The organism is Marinimicrobium koreense (assembly GCF_003762925.1).
In the GTDB taxonomy this organism is placed as follows: Bacteria; Pseudomonadota; Gammaproteobacteria; order Pseudomonadales; family Cellvibrionaceae; genus Marinimicrobium; species Marinimicrobium koreense.
Window position 1 is genome coordinate 1,759,558 of the sequence record NZ_RJUK01000001.1, and the last position, 19,431, is coordinate 1,778,988.

The 19,431-nt window shown below is 59.5% G+C and carries 14 protein-coding genes and 1 tRNA gene; 8 read left to right on the forward strand and 7 right to left on the reverse strand.

The features are described 5' to 3' along the window. The first annotated feature begins 127 nt into the window (after positions 1-127). Positions 128-1,129, forward strand: a complete 1,002-nt coding sequence (locus EDC38_RS07740; RefSeq protein WP_123638004.1) for an adenosine kinase — start codon at positions 128-130, stop codon at positions 1,127-1,129. Between the two features lie 90 nt (positions 1,130-1,219). Here the strand turns inward: EDC38_RS07740 and EDC38_RS07745 are convergent, their stop codons facing one another. Genes EDC38_RS07745 through hemA form a run of 4 tightly spaced genes read right to left on the reverse strand, consistent with a single transcriptional unit; the run spans position 1,220 to position 5,184 of the window. Continuing rightward, positions 1,220-1,969 (reverse strand): HesA/MoeB/ThiF family protein, encoded by a 750-nt coding sequence (locus tag EDC38_RS07745; protein WP_211331108.1) that lies wholly within the window; start codon positions 1,967-1,969, stop codon positions 1,220-1,222. Then, complete coding sequence (gene prmC / locus EDC38_RS07750; protein WP_123638006.1) at positions 1,959-2,825, reverse strand: peptide chain release factor N(5)-glutamine methyltransferase; 867 nt, start codon at positions 2,823-2,825, stop codon at positions 1,959-1,961. Before prmC ends, EDC38_RS07745 begins: the two co-directional genes overlap by 11 nt. Further along, complete coding sequence (gene prfA / locus EDC38_RS07755) at positions 2,825-3,901, reverse strand: peptide chain release factor 1 (RefSeq protein ID WP_024460930.1); 1,077 nt, start codon at positions 3,899-3,901, stop codon at positions 2,825-2,827. The genes prmC and prfA overlap by 1 nt, the downstream gene beginning before the upstream one ends. Next, positions 3,898-5,184 (reverse strand): glutamyl-tRNA reductase, encoded by a 1,287-nt coding sequence (gene hemA / locus EDC38_RS07760; protein ID WP_123638007.1) that lies wholly within the window; start codon positions 5,182-5,184, stop codon positions 3,898-3,900. The genes prfA and hemA overlap by 4 nt, the downstream gene beginning before the upstream one ends. Before the next feature lie 206 nt (positions 5,185-5,390). Here hemA and EDC38_RS07765 point away from each other — a divergent pair, with 206 nt between their 5' ends. The 7 genes from EDC38_RS07765 (at position 5,391) to pth (ending at position 11,304) form a co-directional block, all read left to right on the forward strand. Further along, positions 5,391-7,175 (forward strand): tetratricopeptide repeat protein, encoded by a 1,785-nt coding sequence (locus EDC38_RS07765; RefSeq protein WP_123638008.1) that lies wholly within the window; start codon positions 5,391-5,393, stop codon positions 7,173-7,175. Next, positions 7,172-7,759 carry a lipoprotein insertase outer membrane protein LolB gene (gene lolB / locus EDC38_RS07770; protein ID WP_123638009.1) on the forward strand — a complete coding sequence of 196 codons (588 nt, stop codon included), beginning with the start codon at positions 7,172-7,174 and terminating at the stop codon, positions 7,757-7,759. The genes EDC38_RS07765 and lolB overlap by 4 nt, the downstream gene beginning before the upstream one ends. Beyond that, positions 7,756-8,604, forward strand: a complete 849-nt coding sequence (ispE, locus tag EDC38_RS07775; protein ID WP_123638010.1) for a 4-(cytidine 5'-diphospho)-2-C-methyl-D-erythritol kinase — start codon at positions 7,756-7,758, stop codon at positions 8,602-8,604. Before lolB ends, ispE begins: the two co-directional genes overlap by 4 nt. A 53-nt stretch (positions 8,605-8,657) precedes the next feature. Continuing rightward, a tRNA-Gln gene (locus EDC38_RS07780) sits at positions 8,658-8,732 on the forward strand. A 224-nt stretch (positions 8,733-8,956) separates the two neighbouring features. Continuing rightward, positions 8,957-9,886: a ribose-phosphate pyrophosphokinase gene (locus tag EDC38_RS07785; protein ID WP_036160594.1), complete on the forward strand. Its 930-nt coding sequence runs from the start codon at positions 8,957-8,959 to the stop codon at positions 9,884-9,886. Between the two features lie 108 nt (positions 9,887-9,994). Beyond that, entirely contained in the window at positions 9,995-10,645 is a 651-nt protein-coding gene (locus EDC38_RS07790; protein ID WP_211331052.1) for a 50S ribosomal protein L25/general stress protein Ctc, read from the forward strand. A gap of 74 nt (positions 10,646-10,719) precedes the next feature. Next, positions 10,720-11,304, forward strand: coding sequence for an aminoacyl-tRNA hydrolase (gene pth / locus EDC38_RS07795; RefSeq protein WP_123638012.1), 585 nt, complete (start codon positions 10,720-10,722; stop codon positions 11,302-11,304). Here the strand turns inward: pth and EDC38_RS07800 are convergent. From EDC38_RS07800 to EDC38_RS07810, 3 genes are all read right to left on the reverse strand, one after another. Continuing rightward, positions 11,287-13,452: a glycoside hydrolase family 32 protein gene (locus EDC38_RS07800; RefSeq protein ID WP_123638013.1), complete on the reverse strand. Its 2,166-nt coding sequence runs from the start codon at positions 13,450-13,452 to the stop codon at positions 11,287-11,289. The genes pth and EDC38_RS07800 overlap by 18 nt on opposite strands. Before the next feature lie 116 nt (positions 13,453-13,568). Continuing rightward, positions 13,569-16,778 (reverse strand): LamG-like jellyroll fold domain-containing protein, encoded by a 3,210-nt coding sequence (locus EDC38_RS07805; protein ID WP_123638014.1) that lies wholly within the window; start codon positions 16,776-16,778, stop codon positions 13,569-13,571. Positions 16,779-17,024: 246 nt separating this feature from the next. After that, positions 17,025-19,358: a GH32 C-terminal domain-containing protein gene (locus EDC38_RS07810; RefSeq protein ID WP_123638015.1), complete on the reverse strand. Its 2,334-nt coding sequence runs from the start codon at positions 19,356-19,358 to the stop codon at positions 17,025-17,027. Positions 19,359-19,431: the final 73 nt, after the last annotated feature.

The window sequence follows — 19,431 nt, forward strand, 5'->3', positions numbered from 1 at the left end:
CGTTACTGGTGAAGCCCCGCGCGTTCGGGGCGCTTTCGTACGGGGCGCTTATTTTGCATAATGGTCGGCCAAAACCCAACCGGAAGCGCCACATAGCGCTCAATTTCGGACAGACAGCGAGGCATTCATGAACGATCACTATCACATCTACGGCATTGGCGCGGCTCTGGTGGACACCGAAATCGAAGTCAGTGACGCCGACCTGAAAGCCATGGCGGTCGCCAAAGGTGTGATGACGTTGGTCGATGAGCCCCGCCAGTCTGAGCTGATTGACTACCTGAGCGACCACTTGGTTCATTCCAATCGCGCCAGCGGCGGCTCCGGGGCCAATACCGTGATTGCCGCCAGCTACTTCGGTTGCCGCAGTTTTTATTCCTGCCGGGTCGCCAATGACGAGAACGGCGAATTCTACCTGAACGACATCAAGGCCGCCGGCGTGGACTATCCCGAGCACCTGGGCAGCGATGAGGGCATCACCGGTAAATGCCTGGTGATGATCACCCCGGATGCCGAGCGCAGCATGAACACCTTCCTCGGCATCAGCGCCGGACTGTCGGTGAACCAGCTGCACACTCCCGCCATTGATGCGGCGGACTATGTGTATATCGAAGGTTACCTGGTCAGCTCCGACACCGGTCGGGCCGCCGCCATTGAACTGCGCGAGCGGGCGGAGAAGCGTAACACATTGACCGCGCTGAGCCTGTCGGACCCGGCCATGGTGCAGTTCTTCCGCGACGGACTGCTGGAGATGATCGGCAAGGGCGTGGACCTGCTGTTCTGCAACCGCGAGGAGGCCATGGGCTTTACCGGCACCAACACGCTGGAAGAAGCCGCTCAGTCACTGCAGGATTACTGCCGCTCCTTTGCCATCACCTGCGGCGCAGACGGCGCGCTGGTCTTTGATGGCCGCCACTCGTATCACATTGATGCCCAGCCGGTGAAAGCGGTGGACACCAACGGTGCCGGCGATATGTTTGCCGGTGCGTTTCTGTACGCGCTGAGCCAAGGGCACGGGTACGATGTCGCCGGTCGGTTTGCCAGTCTGGCCGCCAGCAAGGTGGTGACCCAGTACGGCCCGCGGTTACGCCCCGAGCAGCATCAAGAGTTGAAGCAGGCGTTTTTTGGGTAGTTAAATTCGAGAGCTGGCAACGGCGGATGCGGCCTTTATATCGCTGCGCTCGGCCCCTACGCATACCTGTGTGCCACACTCCAGCCCAATTTAATGGACGCTGCTGCAGACCGGGCAGTCCGGGTCGCGGGGGAGTTTGAGTTCGCGCCATTGGCTGGTGGTGGCATCGAACAGCAGCAGCCGGCCGGCGAGGCTGGTGCCGACACCGGCGAGCAGTTTTACCGCCTCAAGTGCCTGCATGCTGCCGATGACGCCCACCAAGGGTGCCAGTACGCCGCTGCTGGCGCAGTTGAGTTGCTCGTCTTCACTCACGTCGTACAGGCAGCGATAGCAGGGGCTGTCATCGCGGCGCGAGTCGAACACCGTGACCTGCCCTTCCAGGCGAATCGCGGCGCCGGACACCAGCGGTGTACGGGTAGCGACACAGGCTTCGTTGATGGCGTAGCGCACGCTGAAGTTGTCCGTGGCATCAATGACCAGATCCACCTCGCGCACGCGGGCGATGAGCGCCTCGCCGCTGAGTTTTTCTTCAATGGGAACCAGTCGTACGTCCGGATTCAACGCCTGCAGGGCGGCGGCGGCCGAGCGCACCTTGGGCTCGCCGACACGTTCAGTGGTGTGCACTATCTGCCGCTGAAGGTTGGACAGGTCGACCTCATCGTGGTCCGCCAGCCATAGCTCGCCGACCCCGGAGGCGGCGAGATACATTGCCACCGGTGCGCCCAGGCCGCCGAGGCCCACGATCAACACCCGGGCGTTCAGCAGTCGCTCCTGCCCTTCGACATCCACCTCGGGTAACAGGATGTGTCGGCTGTAGCGCAGCAGTTGGTTATCGTTCATCATCGGCCACCTCCTTTGCGGGCCATTGCCCCAGTGTGACTCGGTCGCGTTCGTTCAGGTCCTGCTCGGTGCGCACGGCGCGAAAGCCCCGTACCGTGAACAGCTCTCGCACCGCCGATCCCTGTTCCCAGCCATGCTCTATCAACAACCAGCCGCCGGGCAACAAATGCCGGGGCGAGAGATTCACGATGTGCTCAATGTCCGCCAGCCCCTGGCGTTCGGCCACCAACGCTGAGCGGGGCTCAAAGCGCACATCGCCCCGGTTCAGGTGCGGATCGCAGTCAGCAATATAGGGCGGATTGCTCATTACCAGCTCAAACCGCTCGTCCATTGGCAATGCCGAATACCAGTCGCTGTGCAGGCAGCGGACTCGCTCCAACCCGAGGCGCCTGGCGTTGCGCCGGGCAAGCTCGATCGCCGCCGTCGAGGCATCCAGAGCGGTTACCTCCCAGGCCGGTCGCTCACTGGCAAACGCCAGCGCGAGGGCACCGGTGCCCGTGCCGAGATCCAGCGCGCGGCCAGAGGGGGCGCTTTCCGTCAGCGCCAACGCCAATTCCACCAGTCGCTCGGAATCCGGGCGGGGAATCAGTGTGCTGGCATTGACGTACAGCGGCAGCGACCAGAACTCCCGTTCGCCCATGATATGGGCAATCGGCTCGCCTTTGCGGCGCCGGGACAGCGCCCGGTCAAACTCGGCCTGCTGAGCGTCGCTCAGTTCGGTTTCCGGCCAGGTGTACAGCCAGACCCGCTCCTTGCCAAGCACCCAACTCAACAATAGCTCCACATCAAGGCGAGGAGAGTCACTTACCGGGCTCAGTTCGATGGCCCGGCGCAGCGCTTCACTGACGGTGCGCATCACTCCGCCAGGGACGCGAGCTGGTCGGCCTGATACTCATGCACCAGGGGCTGTACCACTTCATCGAGCGCGCCCTGAATCACCTCATCCAGTTTATAAAGGGTCAGGTTGATGCGGTGATCCGTCACCCGCCCCTGAGGAAAGTTGTAGGTGCGAATACGCTCGGAGCGATCGCCCGAGCCCACCAGGTTGCGCCGCTCGTCCGACAGGCTTTTGGCGGCGGCCTCTTCGCTCTGGCTCTTCAGTTTGGAAGCCAGCAGTGACATGGCCCGGGCCCGGTTTTTGTGCTGGGAGCGCTCGTCCTGACACTCCACCACAATGCCGGTGGGAATGTGGGTAATGCGAATCGCCGAATCGGTTTTGTTCACGTGCTGACCGCCGGCGCCGGAAGCGCGGAAGGTATCGACCCGGATATCCGCTTTGCTGATGTCCACCGCTTCCACTTCGTCGGCTTCGGGCAATACCGCCACGGTACAGGCCGAGGTATGAATGCGACCCTGGGACTCGGTTTCGGGCACACGCTGCACCCGATGCGCGCCGGATTCAAATTTCAGGCTGGCGTACACGCTGTCACCGGACACCCGACTGATGATTTCCTTATAGCCGCCGTGTTCACCCTCGTTCTGACTGATGATTTCGATACGCCACTTTTTCTGTTCAGCGTATTTGCTGTACATGCGGAACAGGTCGCCGGCGAAAATGGCCGCCTCGTCACCGCCGGTGCCGGCGCGAATTTCCAGAAACACGTTCTTGCCATCGTTGGGATCTTTAGGCAGCAATAGGCGCTGCAACTCTTCTTCCATCGGCCCCAACTGTTCGTCACAGGCATCCAGCTCCTCGCGGGCCATGTCACGCATTTCCGGGTCGGACAGCAAGGTTTCCGCCTCGTCGCGGTCGGCCTTCATCTGATGGTAGCGCGAATAGCTCTGCACCACCGGCTCCAGCTCGGCGTACTCTTTGGACAAGTCCCGAAACCGATTCTGGTTGCCGATGATGTCCGGATCGGACAACAGCTGGCCGACTTCTTCGTAGCGCTCGGTCAGGCGGGACAGTTTTTCTTCAATGGATGCTTTCATTCGGGTTCGCTTTTCTCTTGGGTCTCGATGTCATCCGCCTGCAGCCCAAACAGTTCGCGCGCCGCGGCGACCAGTTCTGTGCGCCCCTCGGCGCTGGCCTGACGCAAAGCCACACTGGGCGGATGCAATAATTTGTTGGTGACGGCGCGGGACAATTGCGCCATCAACTGGGCCGGATCACCGCCGGCCTCCAGCGCCTTCTGGGCTTTGGTCAGCTCCCGGGCCGCCAACGCTTCAGCCTGCTGCCGATACGAGCGGATGGTGACCGCCGCGTCCTGGGCGCGTTGCATTTTCAGGTATTGGCCGACGCCTTCGGCAATAATTTCCCGGGCCTTGTCGGCGGCGGCCTCCCGGGACTTTTTGTTCTGATCAATGACCGCGTGCAGATCGTCCACCGTGTACAGGTAGACATCGTCCAGCGAGCCCACCTCCTCTTCGATATCCCGGGGAACCGCAATATCAAGCATGAACATCGGTTTGTGTTTGCGCTTTTTCAGCGCCGACTCCACCGCCCCCTTGCCCAGCAGGGGCAACTGGCTGGCGGTGGAGGAAATCACAATATCGGCCTTGTGCAGGTGTTCCGGAATGTCCGCCAGCAGAATCGCCTCGGCCCCCAGTTCCTGGGAAATGACGTGCGCCCGCTCCAGGGTCCGATTGGCCACAACCAGCCGGCGAATTCCCTGCTCTTTGAGGTGCCGGGCCACCAACTGGATGGTTTCACCGGCGCCAATAAGCAGAGCGGTGTCTTCTTTGAGATCGGAGAAGATCTGTTGGGCCAGGGTAACCGCCGCGTAGGCCACGGACACCGGATTCTCGCCGATGGCGGTTTCCGAGCGGACCCGCTTGGCCACTCCGAACACCTGCTGAAACGCCGAATGCAGAGTCGCCCCCACGGTACCCGCCTGGCTGGCCACAGCGTAAGCGGATTTCATCTGGCCCAGAATCTGGGGCTCCCCCAACACCAATGAGTCCAGCCCGCCGGCGACTTTCATCATATGCCCCACCGCCTCGGCATCTTCAAAGCAGTAGTAACACCGGCTCAGGGCGTCCTCATCCATCTGGGTATGCTCTAGCAGCCAGGCCAACAGGGCGTGAACCTCGGCGTCGCTGGCGGCGTATATCTCGGTGCGGTTGCAGGTCGAGAGGATGGCGACTTCATTCAACCCCGCCCGCTCGCGGGCCTGCATCAACGCATGCTCCAGGCTGTCGGGTCCGAACGCCACGCGCTCGCGGATCGCCAGGGGAGCCGTATTGTGATTGATACCGAACGCCAACAGGGTCATAGAGTAGGAGCAGGTTTTGCCAGCAAAAGGGACGCCATTGTCCGGCCCTGGAGGGCCGGGCGCAAGGGGCGAGCAAGGAAAACGCTCTCCACCCCGGGAATTATCGCCGCAATGGGGCGTCGAAGCCAGCCGGAGAGCAACCCGACTGGCGAACCCGGCCCGCTCTGTTTATGATGCCGGAATAGCCAATCAACCGATGAGACCTTATGAACGCCAGTGTCCCGTTAGTGACCGCCTTGGCGCTAAGTGCGCTGCTACTCGGCTGCGCCCAACAGCCCACAGGGCCCGAGCGCGAGCCAGCGTCGGCCAGCGAACCGGCTGAGCCCTCGTCCGACCGCGCGGACGCGGCCCAGAAGCCCGAGCCCCGCGCCGCGCAACCGGCGCCCACTCGCCCATTCACCAGCGATACCCTGTACGCGCTGCTCGCGGCGGAAATTGCCGGTAGCCGGCAGCAGTTTGATATTGCGCTGTCCAACTATCTCCAGCAGGCCCACCAGACCCGGGACCCGCAGGTGGCGGCCCGGGCCACCCATATCGCCCGCTTTCTCTCGGCCAACAACGCCCTGCTCGATGCGGCACTGCTCTGGGTAGAGGTCGCCCCGGACGACACCGAAGCCCAACTGAATGCCGCCCTGGCCCTGGTGCAGAACGGTCGACTGCAGGAGGCCTTCGACCTGTCCCGGAAGCTGCAGGCCAAGGGCGAGCACACTCTGTTCCAGAACATTGCCGCCAGCGCCTCCGAGGCCACAGACACCCAGCGTGAGCGACTGATCGACGGCTACCTGACTCTCCTGGAAGAGTACCCGGAGCACCAGGAGCTGCTGATTGGCACCGGCCTACTGATGCAGCAACAGGGGGACCTGGAGCCGGCCCTGGACTATGCCTCTCGCGCACTGAAGGAAGCGCCGGACAGCGTGGCGGCCACCATCCTCAAGGCCACACTGCTGAACCAGCTGGAGCGATCCGACGAGGCCCTGCAGACGGTGGTGGGAGCTTTGGAGGATAACCCGGAAAGCCTGCGCCTACGGCTGCAATACGCCCGTCTGCTCACCCAGCATGACCTGGCGATGGCCCAGGAGCAGTTTGAGGTGCTGGTACGTCAAGAGCCCCGGGACCCGGATCTGCGACTGTCACTGGGTATTGTCGCTCTGGAACGGGGCGACACCGAGACCGCCCAGACCAGTTTTGAAAGCCTGCTCGACAGCGACGAACACGCCTCCAGCGCCAACTTCTACCTGGGTCAATTGGCCGAGCGGCAAGGGCGCAACGAGGAGGCGCTGCTGTACTACCTACAGGTTGAACCGGGCAGTGATTTTCTTCAGGCCACCATCAACATCATGGAACTGCTGATTGACAGCGGTCAGCTGGAAGCCGCCAACGATCATATGAACCGGATGCGTAACCGCTTCCCGGACCGTGCCGCCGACCTCTATCTGTTCCAGGCCCGGGTTCTGCTCCAGAAGGGCCACGAGGAGTCCGCTGAAGCCCTGCTGGTCAACGCGCTGGAGGCGCATCCGACGCACAGCGACCTGCTCTACTCCCGCGCCATGCTGTACGACCAGCAGGGCCGCCTGGAGGCCGCCGAGCGGGACCTGCGCAACATCCTGACCTACGACCCTCACAATGCCACGGCGCTCAATGCGCTCGGCTACATCCTGACGGACAAAACGGATCGTCACGAAGAGGCCTATGAACTGATTCGCCAGGCCCTGGCTCTCAACCCGGAAGAACCGGCCATTCTCGACAGCATGGGCTGGGTGCTCTACAACCTCGGCCGCCCCGAAGAGGCCCTGCCGTACCTGCAGGACGCCATGAGCGCTTATCCGGATCAGGAAATTGCCGCCCACCTGGGCGAGGTTCTGTGGCAACTGGGCCGAAAAGAGGAAGCAAGGGCCGTCTGGCAGCAGGGTCTGGAAACCGACCCGGAAAGCGAGCTGATACCCGCCACCCGCGAACGCCTGGGCGTCGATGCGGAGGGCGCGAATCAATGAGCCGCGTCCTCGCTCTGACACTGATGCTGCTGGTCGTCGGCTGTGCCCGCCAACCGCTGCAGCCCGTCGAGGACTGGGAGCGCCACCAGGCCGCTGCCCAGCGGCTCAACAGCTGGCAACTCAGCGGCAAGCTGGGAGCGAGGCTCCCCGACAACAGCGGCAGCGCCCGGCTGCGCTGGCATCAGGACCAGAGCAACTACCGGATCGACCTGAGCGGCCCCTTCGGCCAGGGGCGGGTCATCATCGAAACCACCGATAGCGGCGTACGTCTACGCCAGGGCGGTGAGCCACCCCTGGAGGCCGCCAGCGCCGAAGCCCTGATGTGGCAGACCACCGGCTGGCGCGTGCCGGTGGCGGAACTCACTTACTGGGTGCGGGGCATCCCCGCCCCGGACAGTCGCCATCGGATACTTGAGCGCACCCCCCAGGGACTGCTGAAAACCCTGCGCCAGAGCGGCTGGACACTGCACTACAGCGACTATGAGGCCGTCGGCCTGCTACCGCTGCCCGGTCGCATTGTGGCCGAACGCAAAGACACCCGGCTGACCCTGATTGTCTACGATTGGTCACTCCCCGAATCATGAACCCATCAGTCACCCTGCCCGCGCCGGCCAAGCTGAACCTGTGCCTGCACATCGTCGGTCGACGCCCCGACGGCTACCATGAGCTGCAGACCGCCTTTCAACTGCTGGACTATGGCGATGAGCTGACTTTCAGCCCGAGGTCAGACACCGACATCCATCTGCACCCGGCCATTGAAGGCGTGCCCCTGAAGGACAACCTCATCTGGCGGGCGGCCCAGCTTCTGCGTCCACGCGCCCGGGCCTATACCGGTGTCGATATCACGCTGCTCAAACGCCTTCCCATGGGGGGCGGCCTGGGTGGCGGCAGTAGCGATGCGGCCACAACGCTGCTGGCACTCAACCAACTGTGGGACTGCCAGTACTCCAACAAGGAACTGCAGACGGTGGGATTACAGCTTGGCGCCGACGTCCCGGTGTTTGTCGCCGGCCACAGCGCCTGGGCGGAAGGCATTGGCGAACAACTGGTGCCCATCGAACTGCCCGAACGCTGGTTTCTGGTGGTCACGCCACCCACGCCCGTGGCCACTGGCACAATTTTTTGTCACAAAGATTTGACAAGAGACACAGCGCCCATTACAGTAGCGGCCTTTCTCGAGCGGGGCGGCAAAAACGATTGCCAACCACTGGTCAGAGAACTTTATCCGGAAGTTGATAAAGCGCTGATTTGGTTGGAAAATTTTGTCAGCAACGCTACAATGTCCGGCACCGGCGCAAGCGTCTTCGCCAGCTTCGAGAGTGAAACCGAAGCGCGGGAAGTACAGGGAAAAACGCCCACTGATTGGTCCAGTTTTGTGGCCAGAGGCGTCAACCTTTCACCGGTGCACGATCGACTGTTCAATGCATGATGACAGTCGAACATTGTAAAAGCGGTTTCCGTAATCGCTGAAACGACGACTACTGGGGCGTAGCCAAGCGGTAAGGCAGCGGGTTTTGATCCCGTCACGCGTAGGTTCGAATCCTACCGCCCCAGCCATTATTCGTTAACGCGCCGCTGCCTCAGCGGCGCTGTTCGTTTGGGTCGATGCCTATAGCACCTCTCCTACGTGTTTCCCGCGGATCAGATAACGGAACCGGCAACCTGCCTCACCAAGAGCTCAGTTTTCCCTCCATCTGTCCCGCATTGGCTCGACGCCAGACAAGAATACGGCTGTAATAAAGCGGCAATGCAAACAAAAGGTACCGAACGTGACTGAGTTAATGGTATTCACCGGCAACGCCAACCCGGAACTGTCCCAGAAGATTGTGGACTGCCTGGGCATCGACCTTGGAGACGTATCGGTCTCCCAGTTTTCCGATGGCGAAATTGCCGTTGAACTGAACACCAACGTTCGTGGCCGCGACGTATTTATCGTCCAGCCCACCTGCGCGCCCACCAACCGCAACATCATGGAACTGATGATCATGATTGATGCGTTGCGCCGCGCCTCCGCCGGACGCATTACCGCGGTGGTCCCCTACTTCGGCTACGCCCGCCAGGATCGACGCGTTCGCTCCGCCCGGGTCCCCATTACCGCCAAAGTGGTGGCCGATATGCTCGTGGGCGTGGGTATTGACCGCCTGCTGACTGTGGACCTGCACGCGGAGCAGATCCAGGGCTTTTTCGACGTGCCCGTGGATAACGTTTACGGCTCGCCGGTATTGCTGGAAGACGTCGAAAAACAGAATTTTGAAGACCTGATTGTGGTCTCTCCGGACATCGGCGGCGTGGTTCGCGCCCGCGCGGTGGCCAAACAGCTTGGCGTGGACCTGGCCATCATCGACAAGCGCCGCCCCAACCCGAATGTGGCGGAAGTAATGAACATCATCGGTGAAGTGGATGGCCGCACCTGCCTGCTGGTGGACGACATGGTCGATACCGCCGGCACCCTGTGCAACGCCGCCGTCGCCCTGAAAAAGCAGGGTGCCAACAAAGTGGTGGCCTACTGTACCCACCCGGTACTGTCCGGCAGCGCCATTGACCGCCTGGACAACTCGCAACTGGATGAGCTGGTCGTGACCGACTCCATCCCGTTGAGTGAAGCGGCGCGCAACTGCTCACGGGTACGCACCCTGACACTGTCGCGCATGCTCGCCGAAGCGGTTCGCCGCCTGAGCAATGAAGAATCCCTGAGTGCAATGTTCAACTGAAGAACGGTGCACTCAGCTAACCGCGGCCGACACGACTGTCCGGTCGCTTTTTGAACCCCGCTGGTGATTCTGGTCGCGGATTCCAGCGGATAACATCGAGGACTTATCATGTCTGAAGATTTTAAATTGAACGCCGAAGCCCGAGAAGACCTGGGGAAAGGTGCGAGCCGCCGCCTGCGTCGTCTCGAGGGCAAAGTACCCGCCATCGTGTACGGCGGCAAAGCCAAGAAGCCTGCCTCCATCATGGTCAGCCAGAAAGAACTGACCAAGCACCTGGAGAGCGAAGCTTTCTTCTCGCACATCATTGAGCTGAACATTGACGGCAAATCCGAAAATGTGATCCTCAAGGATCTGCAGCGTCACCCGGCCAAGGGTTACACCATGCACGCTGACTTCCAGCGCGTATCCAAAACCACCAAGCTGAACACCAGTGTACCGCTGCACTTCCTCAACGAGGAAACCGCCAAGGGCGTTAAAATGCAGGGCGGCAAGATTGTGCACAACATGGTTCAGCTGGAAATCAGCTGCCTGCCGGCCGATCTGCCCGAGTACATCGAAGTGGACGTGGCCGACCTGGAGCTGGGTCACAGCCTGCACATCTCTGACCTGAAACTGCCCAAGGGCGTTGAGTCCGTGGAACTTAGCCACGGCGCGGATCACGACCAGCCGGTTGTATCCATCAACAAGCCGCGCGGCATGGCCACTGATGACGCCGACAGCGAAGACGGTGAAGAAGAAGGCGGCGAAGAGGAGAAGTAAGCCTCACTCGCCCGAAAACACACCCCGACGGGCTCTGCCCTCGGGGTGTTTTTCTATCTGAAAGGTGAACCCCCATGGACACGCCCCTACAGATGATTGTCGGCCTGGGTAATCCGGGCACCGAATACGACCGCACCCGCCACAACGCCGGAGCCGACTTTGTCACCGAGCTGGCCTACCGAAACGGCGCGACACTTACGCCCGAGAACAAATTCCACGGCCTGACCGCCCGCATCACCCTGGACGGGCAAGACCTGCGCCTGCTGATTCCCACCACCTTCATGAACCGCAGCGGTCAGGCGATCAGCGCCATGGCGCAGTTTTTCAAGATTCCGCCCGAGGCCATTCTGGTCGCCCACGACGAGCTGGATCTGCCCCCCGGCACCGCCCGCCTCAAGCACGGCGGCGGCCACGGCGGCCACAACGGCCTGCGCGATACCATCAAGGCCCTGGGCAACAACAAGGAGTTCAATCGCCTGCGCCTGGGCATTGGCCACCCGGGCTCGGCGCCACAGGTCGTGGGCTTTGTACTGAAGAAAGCGCCCACCAGCGAACAGCAGGCACTTCACGACGCCATTGACCGGGCCATCGACGTACTACCACTCGCCGCGAAGGGCGAGTGGGCGAAGGCGATGAATCAGCTACATACCAAAGCCTGACGGCCAGATGGAAGTGAGCTCCCAGGCCTCTGCGGAGCTCACTTCGGCGGCGCCACCTTTGCTGTAAAGGTGCAGCGTGCGCTCGCCCTCCGACATGAAAAACCGGCTTGCCAGTACGGTTTCCCCACCGTTACCAAAAATTTCCACCATCGACCGGTCAAAATAAACACGGATCTCGACCTCCTCGTTGGTCACCGACAATGGCCCCTCGTATAAGCTATTGAAGTCTGGATGAATAAACTGTCGATTCGCTTTCCGGCGATCCACAAAAAGCGCTCCCTCTTCGACAGAAAACCCTATAGTCAGAGATTCGCCTTCCCCAGACTCAAGACGAATGCCAACCTCGTCCGCCGAACCGAGTGTCAACCGCACGTTCACTTCTGCGACTCGCGGGTCAATCAAGCCCTCACCCAAGGGCGTCGATTCATTGTCTAGCGTAACTTCAGGCAAAGCGGTATAGGTAGATTCATCCCTAAGGTCCTGAACCTCCCTAACCGGAGTTTGAACAAGCTGAATTTCCCCATCGACCGTCTCAAGGCTCAATTCACGCGCAAGGCTCATGCTACCCCGCCAGCCGCTTGTAGGGATCGCTCCCGCATAGCGCCAGTTATTGGCCCAACCCATGGCGACACGTCGATCAGCCGGCATATTATCGAAAGTGATCGGTGCGTAAAAATCCGGGCCATAGTCCATCCAGAGTGCGGTGTCTTGTGGTTCAAAGGGTTCGTCAGAAAACCAGATGTGATCGACATTGATATGCCCCCACCCTCCAGTATTCTGATCGACAATGCGAAGCTTCGCCTCATCGCCACGGTATTCGCTGACATCAAAAGAGTGCCACCGCAGTTGCTCGGCATCCTCACCGGTCGCTGACTCCACCCTCTGGCCGTCAACAAGGAGATTGAACGTGGTCTCGTTGCTCCCGGTTGCCGGATGATGTCCACCACCAATCAGAAAATGAATATAATCTGCGTTGATGGTGAACGTCTCTGAAGTCAGTGTCCCAGTGCTGGCATCTCCGTTGCGGTAGGAATTGACCAGATGGTGGCCCTCGTAGCCAGAGACCATTTGCTGATCCGGGAGCGTCCCCTCGGCTGGTGATGATCCGAAGGCTTCACCGATAACGGTCCACTGACCGTAACCAGCCTCAAAGTCTTCGAACAGTTCTCCATCGTGGGCCTCGACAGCTTCGCCCTGAGTGTTGTCGGCGGTAAAGGTGGTGCCATCAAAGTCACCCACAAAGTACTGTACGCCGGAACCACCATTGGGTGCTCCGCCATCGCCCACGCTGAGCAACATGACCCATTTGACGTTATTTTCATCGCCATCAACCGGTAGAGGAAACAGATCCGGCATTTCCCAGAGTCCATCAACAGCATTCACCGGACCAAAGGTACTGGCCAGATTCCAGTCAATCAGATTGGTGGACTCGTATATGGCCACCTTACGCTCGACCGATAGAGTGACCAGCATCACCCACTTTTTGGAATCACCGTCGATATAGGGAATCACTTTCGGGTCTCGAAAGTCCGCCGATCCGATATCAATCAGCGGATTGCCTTCATACCGAGCCCAGGTGGTTCCGCCATCGAGGCTGTAGGCCAGCGACTGGGCCTGAATCAACCGACCCGGATATTGTGGCGAGCCCTTCGGGTAGTGGCTTGTATAAAACGCCAATAACGCATTGTCTCCAAATCCGGCCAGATTCTGCTCGTCGAGCACCGCCGAACCGGAGAAAATCATCTCGGTCAAAGCATCTGCGGAAGTGGTCTGACTGGGCTGATAGGACAACGCAAGATCCTGCTCGTCCCAGTGCACGAGATCGGTACTGGTCGCATGCCCCCAAGACATGAACCCCCAGCCTGTTCCGTTGGGGTTGTACTGGTAAAACATATGATAGGTGCCATCGGCGTACACCAGCCCGTTCGGGTCATTCAACCAGTTCTCCTTCGGAGAAAACCGACTCTGATTCCGGTCGGGCTCTTGGTAAAGCTGGCCTGAAGAATTACTGGTGGAGCTTGAGTTGGCCTCGGAGCTGGAAAGACTCGAGTCGGCCCCCTGCCCGTCGCCTCCCCCACCGCAACCGGTCGATATAATGCTCATCAGGGAGAAAGCCGATATTCCGGCAAGCGTTGCGGTTATACGCATGAAATTTGTCCTGTAATCGATACTTATTGCGAGAGATCCATGCGCACACTGTCAATGCACGCATGAATTTACTGTCTGAAATGCCCTTCCAGAGCAAGGAAAACTCTACGCTGAACTTAATCAGGCACCACCGGCGCCCGAATATAATCGAGGTTCAGGTGGCCCCACCCTCCTGTAGAATTGTCCACCGCTTTCAGATAAACCGGCCGGCCCACCGAATCGCGGCCATTCAACTGCTTTTCAACCAGCGTCTCGCTGTCGTTACCAGTGATCCGATCCAGTTCAATATCGAACTCCGCATCCATCAGCGCCAGATACTGGTTATTGATGTCCGCCCCACCGCTGATCAATACATCAATCAGCCCGTCTCCGGACAGAGTGAAAGTGTCCGAGTGCAGCTCACCGGTCAGATCGTCTCCTCCATCCTTGAATCCCCAAAGGTGATAATCACCTTCACGGTCAAAACTGAAACATTCGATCCAATAGCAGGCGTCATCACTTACATCCGCGACGGAGAATGCGTCACCGTAAGCCGTCCAGCCGGTCAGGTCACCGCTTTCAAAATCAAACACCCGAACTTCCACAGGCAGTGCCGCCGGCGCCGGTCGAGCCAAGGGAACCTGTACCGCATCCAGATTCAGGTGTCCCCAGCCACCGGTCGCATCATCCACGGCCTTCAGGTAACAGCTCTGGCCCACGCAGGCCGAGCCGTCGAGCTCCCGGTAACTGAGTGCCTCGCTGTCGGTACCGGTCACCCGGTCCAACTCCAACCCGGAGTCACCGCCGATCAGTGCCACATAAAGATTGTTGAGGTTGTCGCCGCCGCCGATCAGCAGTCCGACGGTACCGTCGCCACCCAGCTCAAACGTCGGGGATTGCAACTCACCGAGCTGATCGTCCCCACCGTCTTTGAATCCCCACACGTGGAAGTTCCCGTTGCGTTCGAAAGGGTAGCACTCAACCCAGTAGCAACTGTCATCCGCAACATCCAGCGAAGAGAATGCATCGCCGGTCGGTGTCCAGCCATTCAGGTCGCCCTCAAAGTCATACATGAGGCCGTCATTGTCGGCTCCCTGCAAGGGAAATGCCTGCACGGAGGTAAACGTCGTGGTGCCGCCGTCGGCTATCAGCCCCACCTGAACGCTGTCTTTCCGGGAGGGGTAAATTCGATGATGAAAGGCCGCCTTGTCATTGATGAACACCGCGATCACCGAGTGATCAATGTATACCCTGAACGTTTCCGGCTCACCGAAGGCAACTTCGTCGTAACTGCCAACATAAACCCCACTCTCTTCCATTCCGGCGTACTGGCTCATGTTGCTCTTATCAATGATCAGGTCTTCCCCATCGTAGTAGATGCGCGTGACCTCCTGCATATCCGGCGAAGCAGCGACATAGAAACCGTATTGATTGCCGGTGCTGTTGGGGTCCAACTCGATCAGAAGCTCGACTTGAGCGCTACCGAAATCCAGTGAAGTGTCTGAATCGATCGACAGATTCCCGGCCAGGTTGCGCGCCTCGTGCGTTCTCAAGCTTTCCAGTTCAGTGAGAGGCCGCTGACCCAGGGTTTCTCCGTCGTCAAGCAAGCGCCACTCCACCGGCAGGCTGAAGGTATGAGCCCAACCCAGATCATTCTGCATCTGGGAATTGGTTCGCTCATCCACAATTCCGATGGCCACCAATTCACCATTGCGGCGCGCGATGGTCGGCGAGAGATGGCCGTGCAGTACATCCAGGTTTTTAGGCTGATCATAATCCGGCACAAACTGGCCCACCCCCTGGCCATCTACCTGCCAGGTTCCCGTCCAGTACTTGCTGCGAATGAAGGGGGTGCTGTTCTTCTGCATGCTCCCGCCAATCGGGGACACTACCAGCACGTATTTATCCACCCCATTCACGGTTCCCAGGTACTCGAATACCGGCATCTCCCAAATGGCGGAACCGGGATCCATGGAAGCGTAAGGGATGGACGTAAAGCCGGCCGATGACCGCTCCCAGTAGCCGTCGCCCAAGTGCGTCGTATGGTAATACTCGAGGCCACCGCCATTTTGCGTGGCTGCGCCGATGATCATGTGCCAGCGGCCATCCGAATGCCACACATAGGGGTCGCGCAAATCCAGGACGTTGCCCGGGTTGGGATCGTTTTTGTCGATGATCCCACCATACTGGGTCCAGCGCTCAAGATTTCCATCATTGCTGGTGGCCCAGGCCACACCCGGATTGAAATCGCCATCGTAGTTCACCGTGGTATAGAAGGCATGCGCCCAACCGTTGTCCATCACTACATCGCCGGACCAGATACCCTTGGATCCCAGGCCAGATTGACCGCCCGTATTCTCTTTTGGATAAAAGGCGTCCTTGGTGTTGGTCCAGCTCACCAGATCGTCGGAGAACATATGCCCCCAGTGCATCATCCATTTGTAGGGGCCGTTGGGCGTGCGCTGATAGAACATATGAAAGCGACCATCGTGCTCCACCAGCCCGTGGGGCTCGTTGGTCCAGTTAGCGGGGGGAAGGGGATGGTAGCGAGGACGCAGGTGATCATCGGCGAAGCGGGTATCCGGCACAACAAGTGCACTCTGCCAGGGCGTAAACCGATGCGCTTCATACCGACTCTTCAGCTCCGCCTGAGAGACCGCCACATCTTCAATGGCCGTTTCATCGTAGGCGGCGCTGATGGCGTTCACTTCAAAAACCCCAAAGGAAATCTGCGGGTTACTGCTTCGCCCAACCACCAGCTCACCGTTGGTGGGCAATTGAATGTCGGTCGCCGGAAAGCTCTGGGACGCCTGCTCTACGCCATTGATATACAGCGTGACGGTTCCCGCATCGACGGTCGCCGCCACATGGGTCCAGGCATACAGAGGGAAAGGTTCCGGCGCAAACACCGTCCGCGCCTGCCCGCCAATGTAAACGTGAAACCACCAGTTACCGTAAGTATCAATGCCCAGATTGAAATCGTCCTCACCGGTTGCGTGAATCAATGACGACGCCTGATGGTTGCCCTCCTCGGTCGAGGGATAGCTCTCCAGCGCAATCCAGGTCGATAGTGTCATCTGGTCGCTAACTGACACGGACAGGTCCCCGGACAACCAGGTAGAGTAACCGTCGGTACGCAGAGCGTTCCCTGTCACTCCGGGCACTCGCTCCGGCGGGTTGTTGACGTGGCGAATGGAATACACCTGACCCGCCACCTGGTCGATGACATCCTCCTCGCCATTTGATTCATCGTACTTCAGATACAAAACGGATGAGGAGTAAGCATGGGCCTGAAGCGAAAACAGGCTCAAAGAAACAATCAGTAGTGCGACGTGTTTTATTGTCATAAGGCCTCCAAGGGACCGGGCACGCTGACTCGGACTTCATGACTCGCAGGTCATTTGAGAACGTAAAACCCCGGTTATTATGGTTAGTCGGGTTTTTTTGAAATACAACACTTCAGGGGTACATCAGTAATGGGAGCCTGTCCTTGGCTCAGGGGAATTCATCAGTGGCACCGCATGGGTGTCCTACGGTGGTTGCGGGCTCTGGTCTCCGCGCCGTCAGCGTAGGGCGCCCATGGGGTGCCGACTTTAGGGTTGGCGCAAGGTCCAGGCCTCTACGTTCACGACCTCCGTCTCACCCCCGTCAGAAAACAGGTAGACGTTGTCGCTGTCGTCCCGGGTGGGATAGATCCGGAAGGAGAAAGCGGCGCTGTCGTTGATGAAGACATCCACCACTGATCCGTCCACGAAGACATGGAAGGTATGCGGTTTGCCAAAGGCCACTTCATCGTAGGCTTCACGGTAAACCTTTTTGTCTTCGACCTGATCCGAGAGGCTGGATTTGAATTTATTCAGCACCACTTCCTGACGCTCGGCATCGTAGCTCAGCCGGGTCACCTCTTCCTGATCCGGCGAGGTCGCCAACATAAGGCCGTACTGAGAGCCGGTCACCTCGGGATTCACTTCCACCCGGATTTCTTTCTGCCGTCCCTCAATGCCCGGATCAAATTCGCCGGTCACAGCGCCAGGGGCAATACTGAGATGAGAATCCGGGTCACGCAGGGTCTGCAAGTCATCCGCGGGAGACTGTCCCAGAGTTTCCCCGTCTTCCAGCAAACGCCACTCGCGAGGGAAGCTGAAGGTATGGGTCCAACCGGCATCCAACTGAGCCTGGGAAGAGCGTCGCTCGTCAACAATGCCAATACCTACCAATTGATTCTCACCATTGCGGGCGACGGTAGGTGACAGATGGCCGGCGATGACATCCAGATTCTTGGGTGTCAGGTAATCCGGCGTAAAGGAGCCGTTTTCCCAAGTGCCCGTCCAGTAGACGCCGCGAGTGGGTTTGTCGTCATCGTACTTGCCAACTTCACCACCAATCGGGTTGACCACCAGAATATGCTTGCCATCACCCAGCGGCTCAAACACCGGCATTTCCCAGATCGCGGATCCGATATCCATCTGGGAGTAGGCAGGCACCGTGAAGCGTGACTTGCGGGACCAGTTGTAGAGATCGGTGGAGGTATAGTAATCAAGGCCGCCACCTCCACTGACCCGGGCGCCAATGATCATGTGCCAGGTATCACCTTCTTTCCACAAGTAGGGATCGCGGAAATCTTCCACCCGGTCGGAATCAATGATCGGCCCCTGCTTCTCCCAGTCCCGCAGGTTTTCATGGTCACTGGTCGCCAGTGCTACACCCGGGTTGTAGGGGCCAGAGTGATTGACGTTGGTATAGAAGGCGTAGGCCGTGCCATTTTCATACACCACATCACCGGACCAGATGCCTTTCATATCATAGCCACGCGTGTCTGATAGCTCCAGCGTCGGCCAAAGCGCATCTTCTTCATCTTTCCACTGCACCAGATCATCCGAGTACATATGCCCCCAGTGCATCTGGGTTTTGAAGGGACCGTTGGGCGTACGCTGGTAAAACATGTGGAATCGGCCATCCACATTGACCAGACCATGAGGTTCGTTGGTCCAGTTGGCGGGCGGCATGGCATGGAATTGCGGCCGCTGCAGGTCACCGGCAAACCGGCTATCCGGCACGATCAGTGAGTCGTGCGCAGCGCCATCGGCTTGCGCCACATTCACATCCAGGCTGTCCTGAATCAGTTCCGGGGTGCGTGCACCCGGGTAAACTCGGGTTTCATCAAAGGCGCCGTTGAGCGCATTGACCAGGAAGATTCCCAAATACTTGTCGGTGTGACTTTTGCCAACCAGAAGATCACCGCCGGCATAACTGATTTGGCTGTCTTCGGAAATGGTTTCACTGGCCACCGGTTCGCCGTTCAGATACAACGACACGGATTCGTTGGGCGTATCCACCACGGCGGCCACATGGACCCACTCATACAGCGGGAACACATCCGGCGCATTCAGCATTACCGCTTCGCCATCCAGATACACGGTAAAGCCCCACTGTCCAAAGGTGTTGATGTCCAGCGAGAAGCCCGCCAACTCATTCCGTTGACTGATAAACGAAGAGGGCGTCAGTGCAGCGTGCGGCACTTCCGCATCCGAGGGATAGCTTTCCAGAGCCACCCAGGTTTCCACGGTCAGGGTTTTATTCGAGGCTGGGTCCAGATCCGCGTTCACCCAGGTTGAGTAGCCATCCGTGCGCAGCGCCTGCCCCTCGACGCCGGGCACCAGCTCCGGCGCATCGAAGGCGTTTTCAACGGGAAAGTTGTTAGTGCCCGCCTCATTGCTGACCCTCACGCCATCGACCAGCGTGTTGTAATCCAGATGTATCAACGCACCGGCGTCGGGTGACGGGATCTCATCAGCCGGCGGCTCATCATCCGGATCCTGTGGCGTCGGGTCGTCGCCATTGGAGCCGCCACCTCCGCCACCACAACCGTTCAGGGCAACCAACAGTGCGAGGCTGGTCAGAGTGAGGGTTCGTTTTTCGAAAAACATCGTGTTGACCTCATTGGTTTGCGACAAGGCCCCGGCATGAATGCCGGGGCCTGTGCTACGGAACGCGTCCGGT

Coding starts and splice junctions, on each gene's coding strand:
- EDC38_RS07740 (WP_123638004.1), top strand. CDS start 128: ATGAACGATCACTATCACATCTACGGCATTGGCGCGGCTCTGGTGGAC.
- EDC38_RS07745 (WP_211331108.1), bottom strand. CDS start 1,969: ATGAACGATAACCAACTGCTGCGCTACAGCCGACACATCCTGTTACCC.
- prmC (WP_123638006.1), bottom strand. CDS start 2,825: ATGCGCACCGTCAGTGAAGCGCTGCGCCGGGCCATCGAACTGAGCCCG.
- prfA (WP_024460930.1), bottom strand. CDS start 3,901: ATGAAAGCATCCATTGAAGAAAAACTGTCCCGCCTGACCGAGCGCTAC.
- hemA (WP_123638007.1), bottom strand. CDS start 5,184: ATGACCCTGTTGGCGTTCGGTATCAATCACAATACGGCTCCCCTGGCG.
- EDC38_RS07765 (WP_123638008.1), top strand. CDS start 5,391: ATGAACGCCAGTGTCCCGTTAGTGACCGCCTTGGCGCTAAGTGCGCTG.
- lolB (WP_123638009.1), top strand. CDS start 7,172: ATGAGCCGCGTCCTCGCTCTGACACTGATGCTGCTGGTCGTCGGCTGT.
- ispE (WP_123638010.1), top strand. CDS start 7,756: ATGAACCCATCAGTCACCCTGCCCGCGCCGGCCAAGCTGAACCTGTGC.
- EDC38_RS07785 (WP_036160594.1), top strand. CDS start 8,957: ATGGTATTCACCGGCAACGCCAACCCGGAACTGTCCCAGAAGATTGTG.
- EDC38_RS07790 (WP_211331052.1), top strand. CDS start 9,995: ATGTCTGAAGATTTTAAATTGAACGCCGAAGCCCGAGAAGACCTGGGG.
- pth (WP_123638012.1), top strand. CDS start 10,720: ATGGACACGCCCCTACAGATGATTGTCGGCCTGGGTAATCCGGGCACC.
- EDC38_RS07800 (WP_123638013.1), bottom strand. CDS start 13,452: ATGCGTATAACCGCAACGCTTGCCGGAATATCGGCTTTCTCCCTGATG.
- EDC38_RS07805 (WP_123638014.1), bottom strand. CDS start 16,778: ATGACAATAAAACACGTCGCACTACTGATTGTTTCTTTGAGCCTGTTT.
- EDC38_RS07810 (WP_123638015.1), bottom strand. CDS start 19,358: ATGTTTTTCGAAAAACGAACCCTCACTCTGACCAGCCTCGCACTGTTG.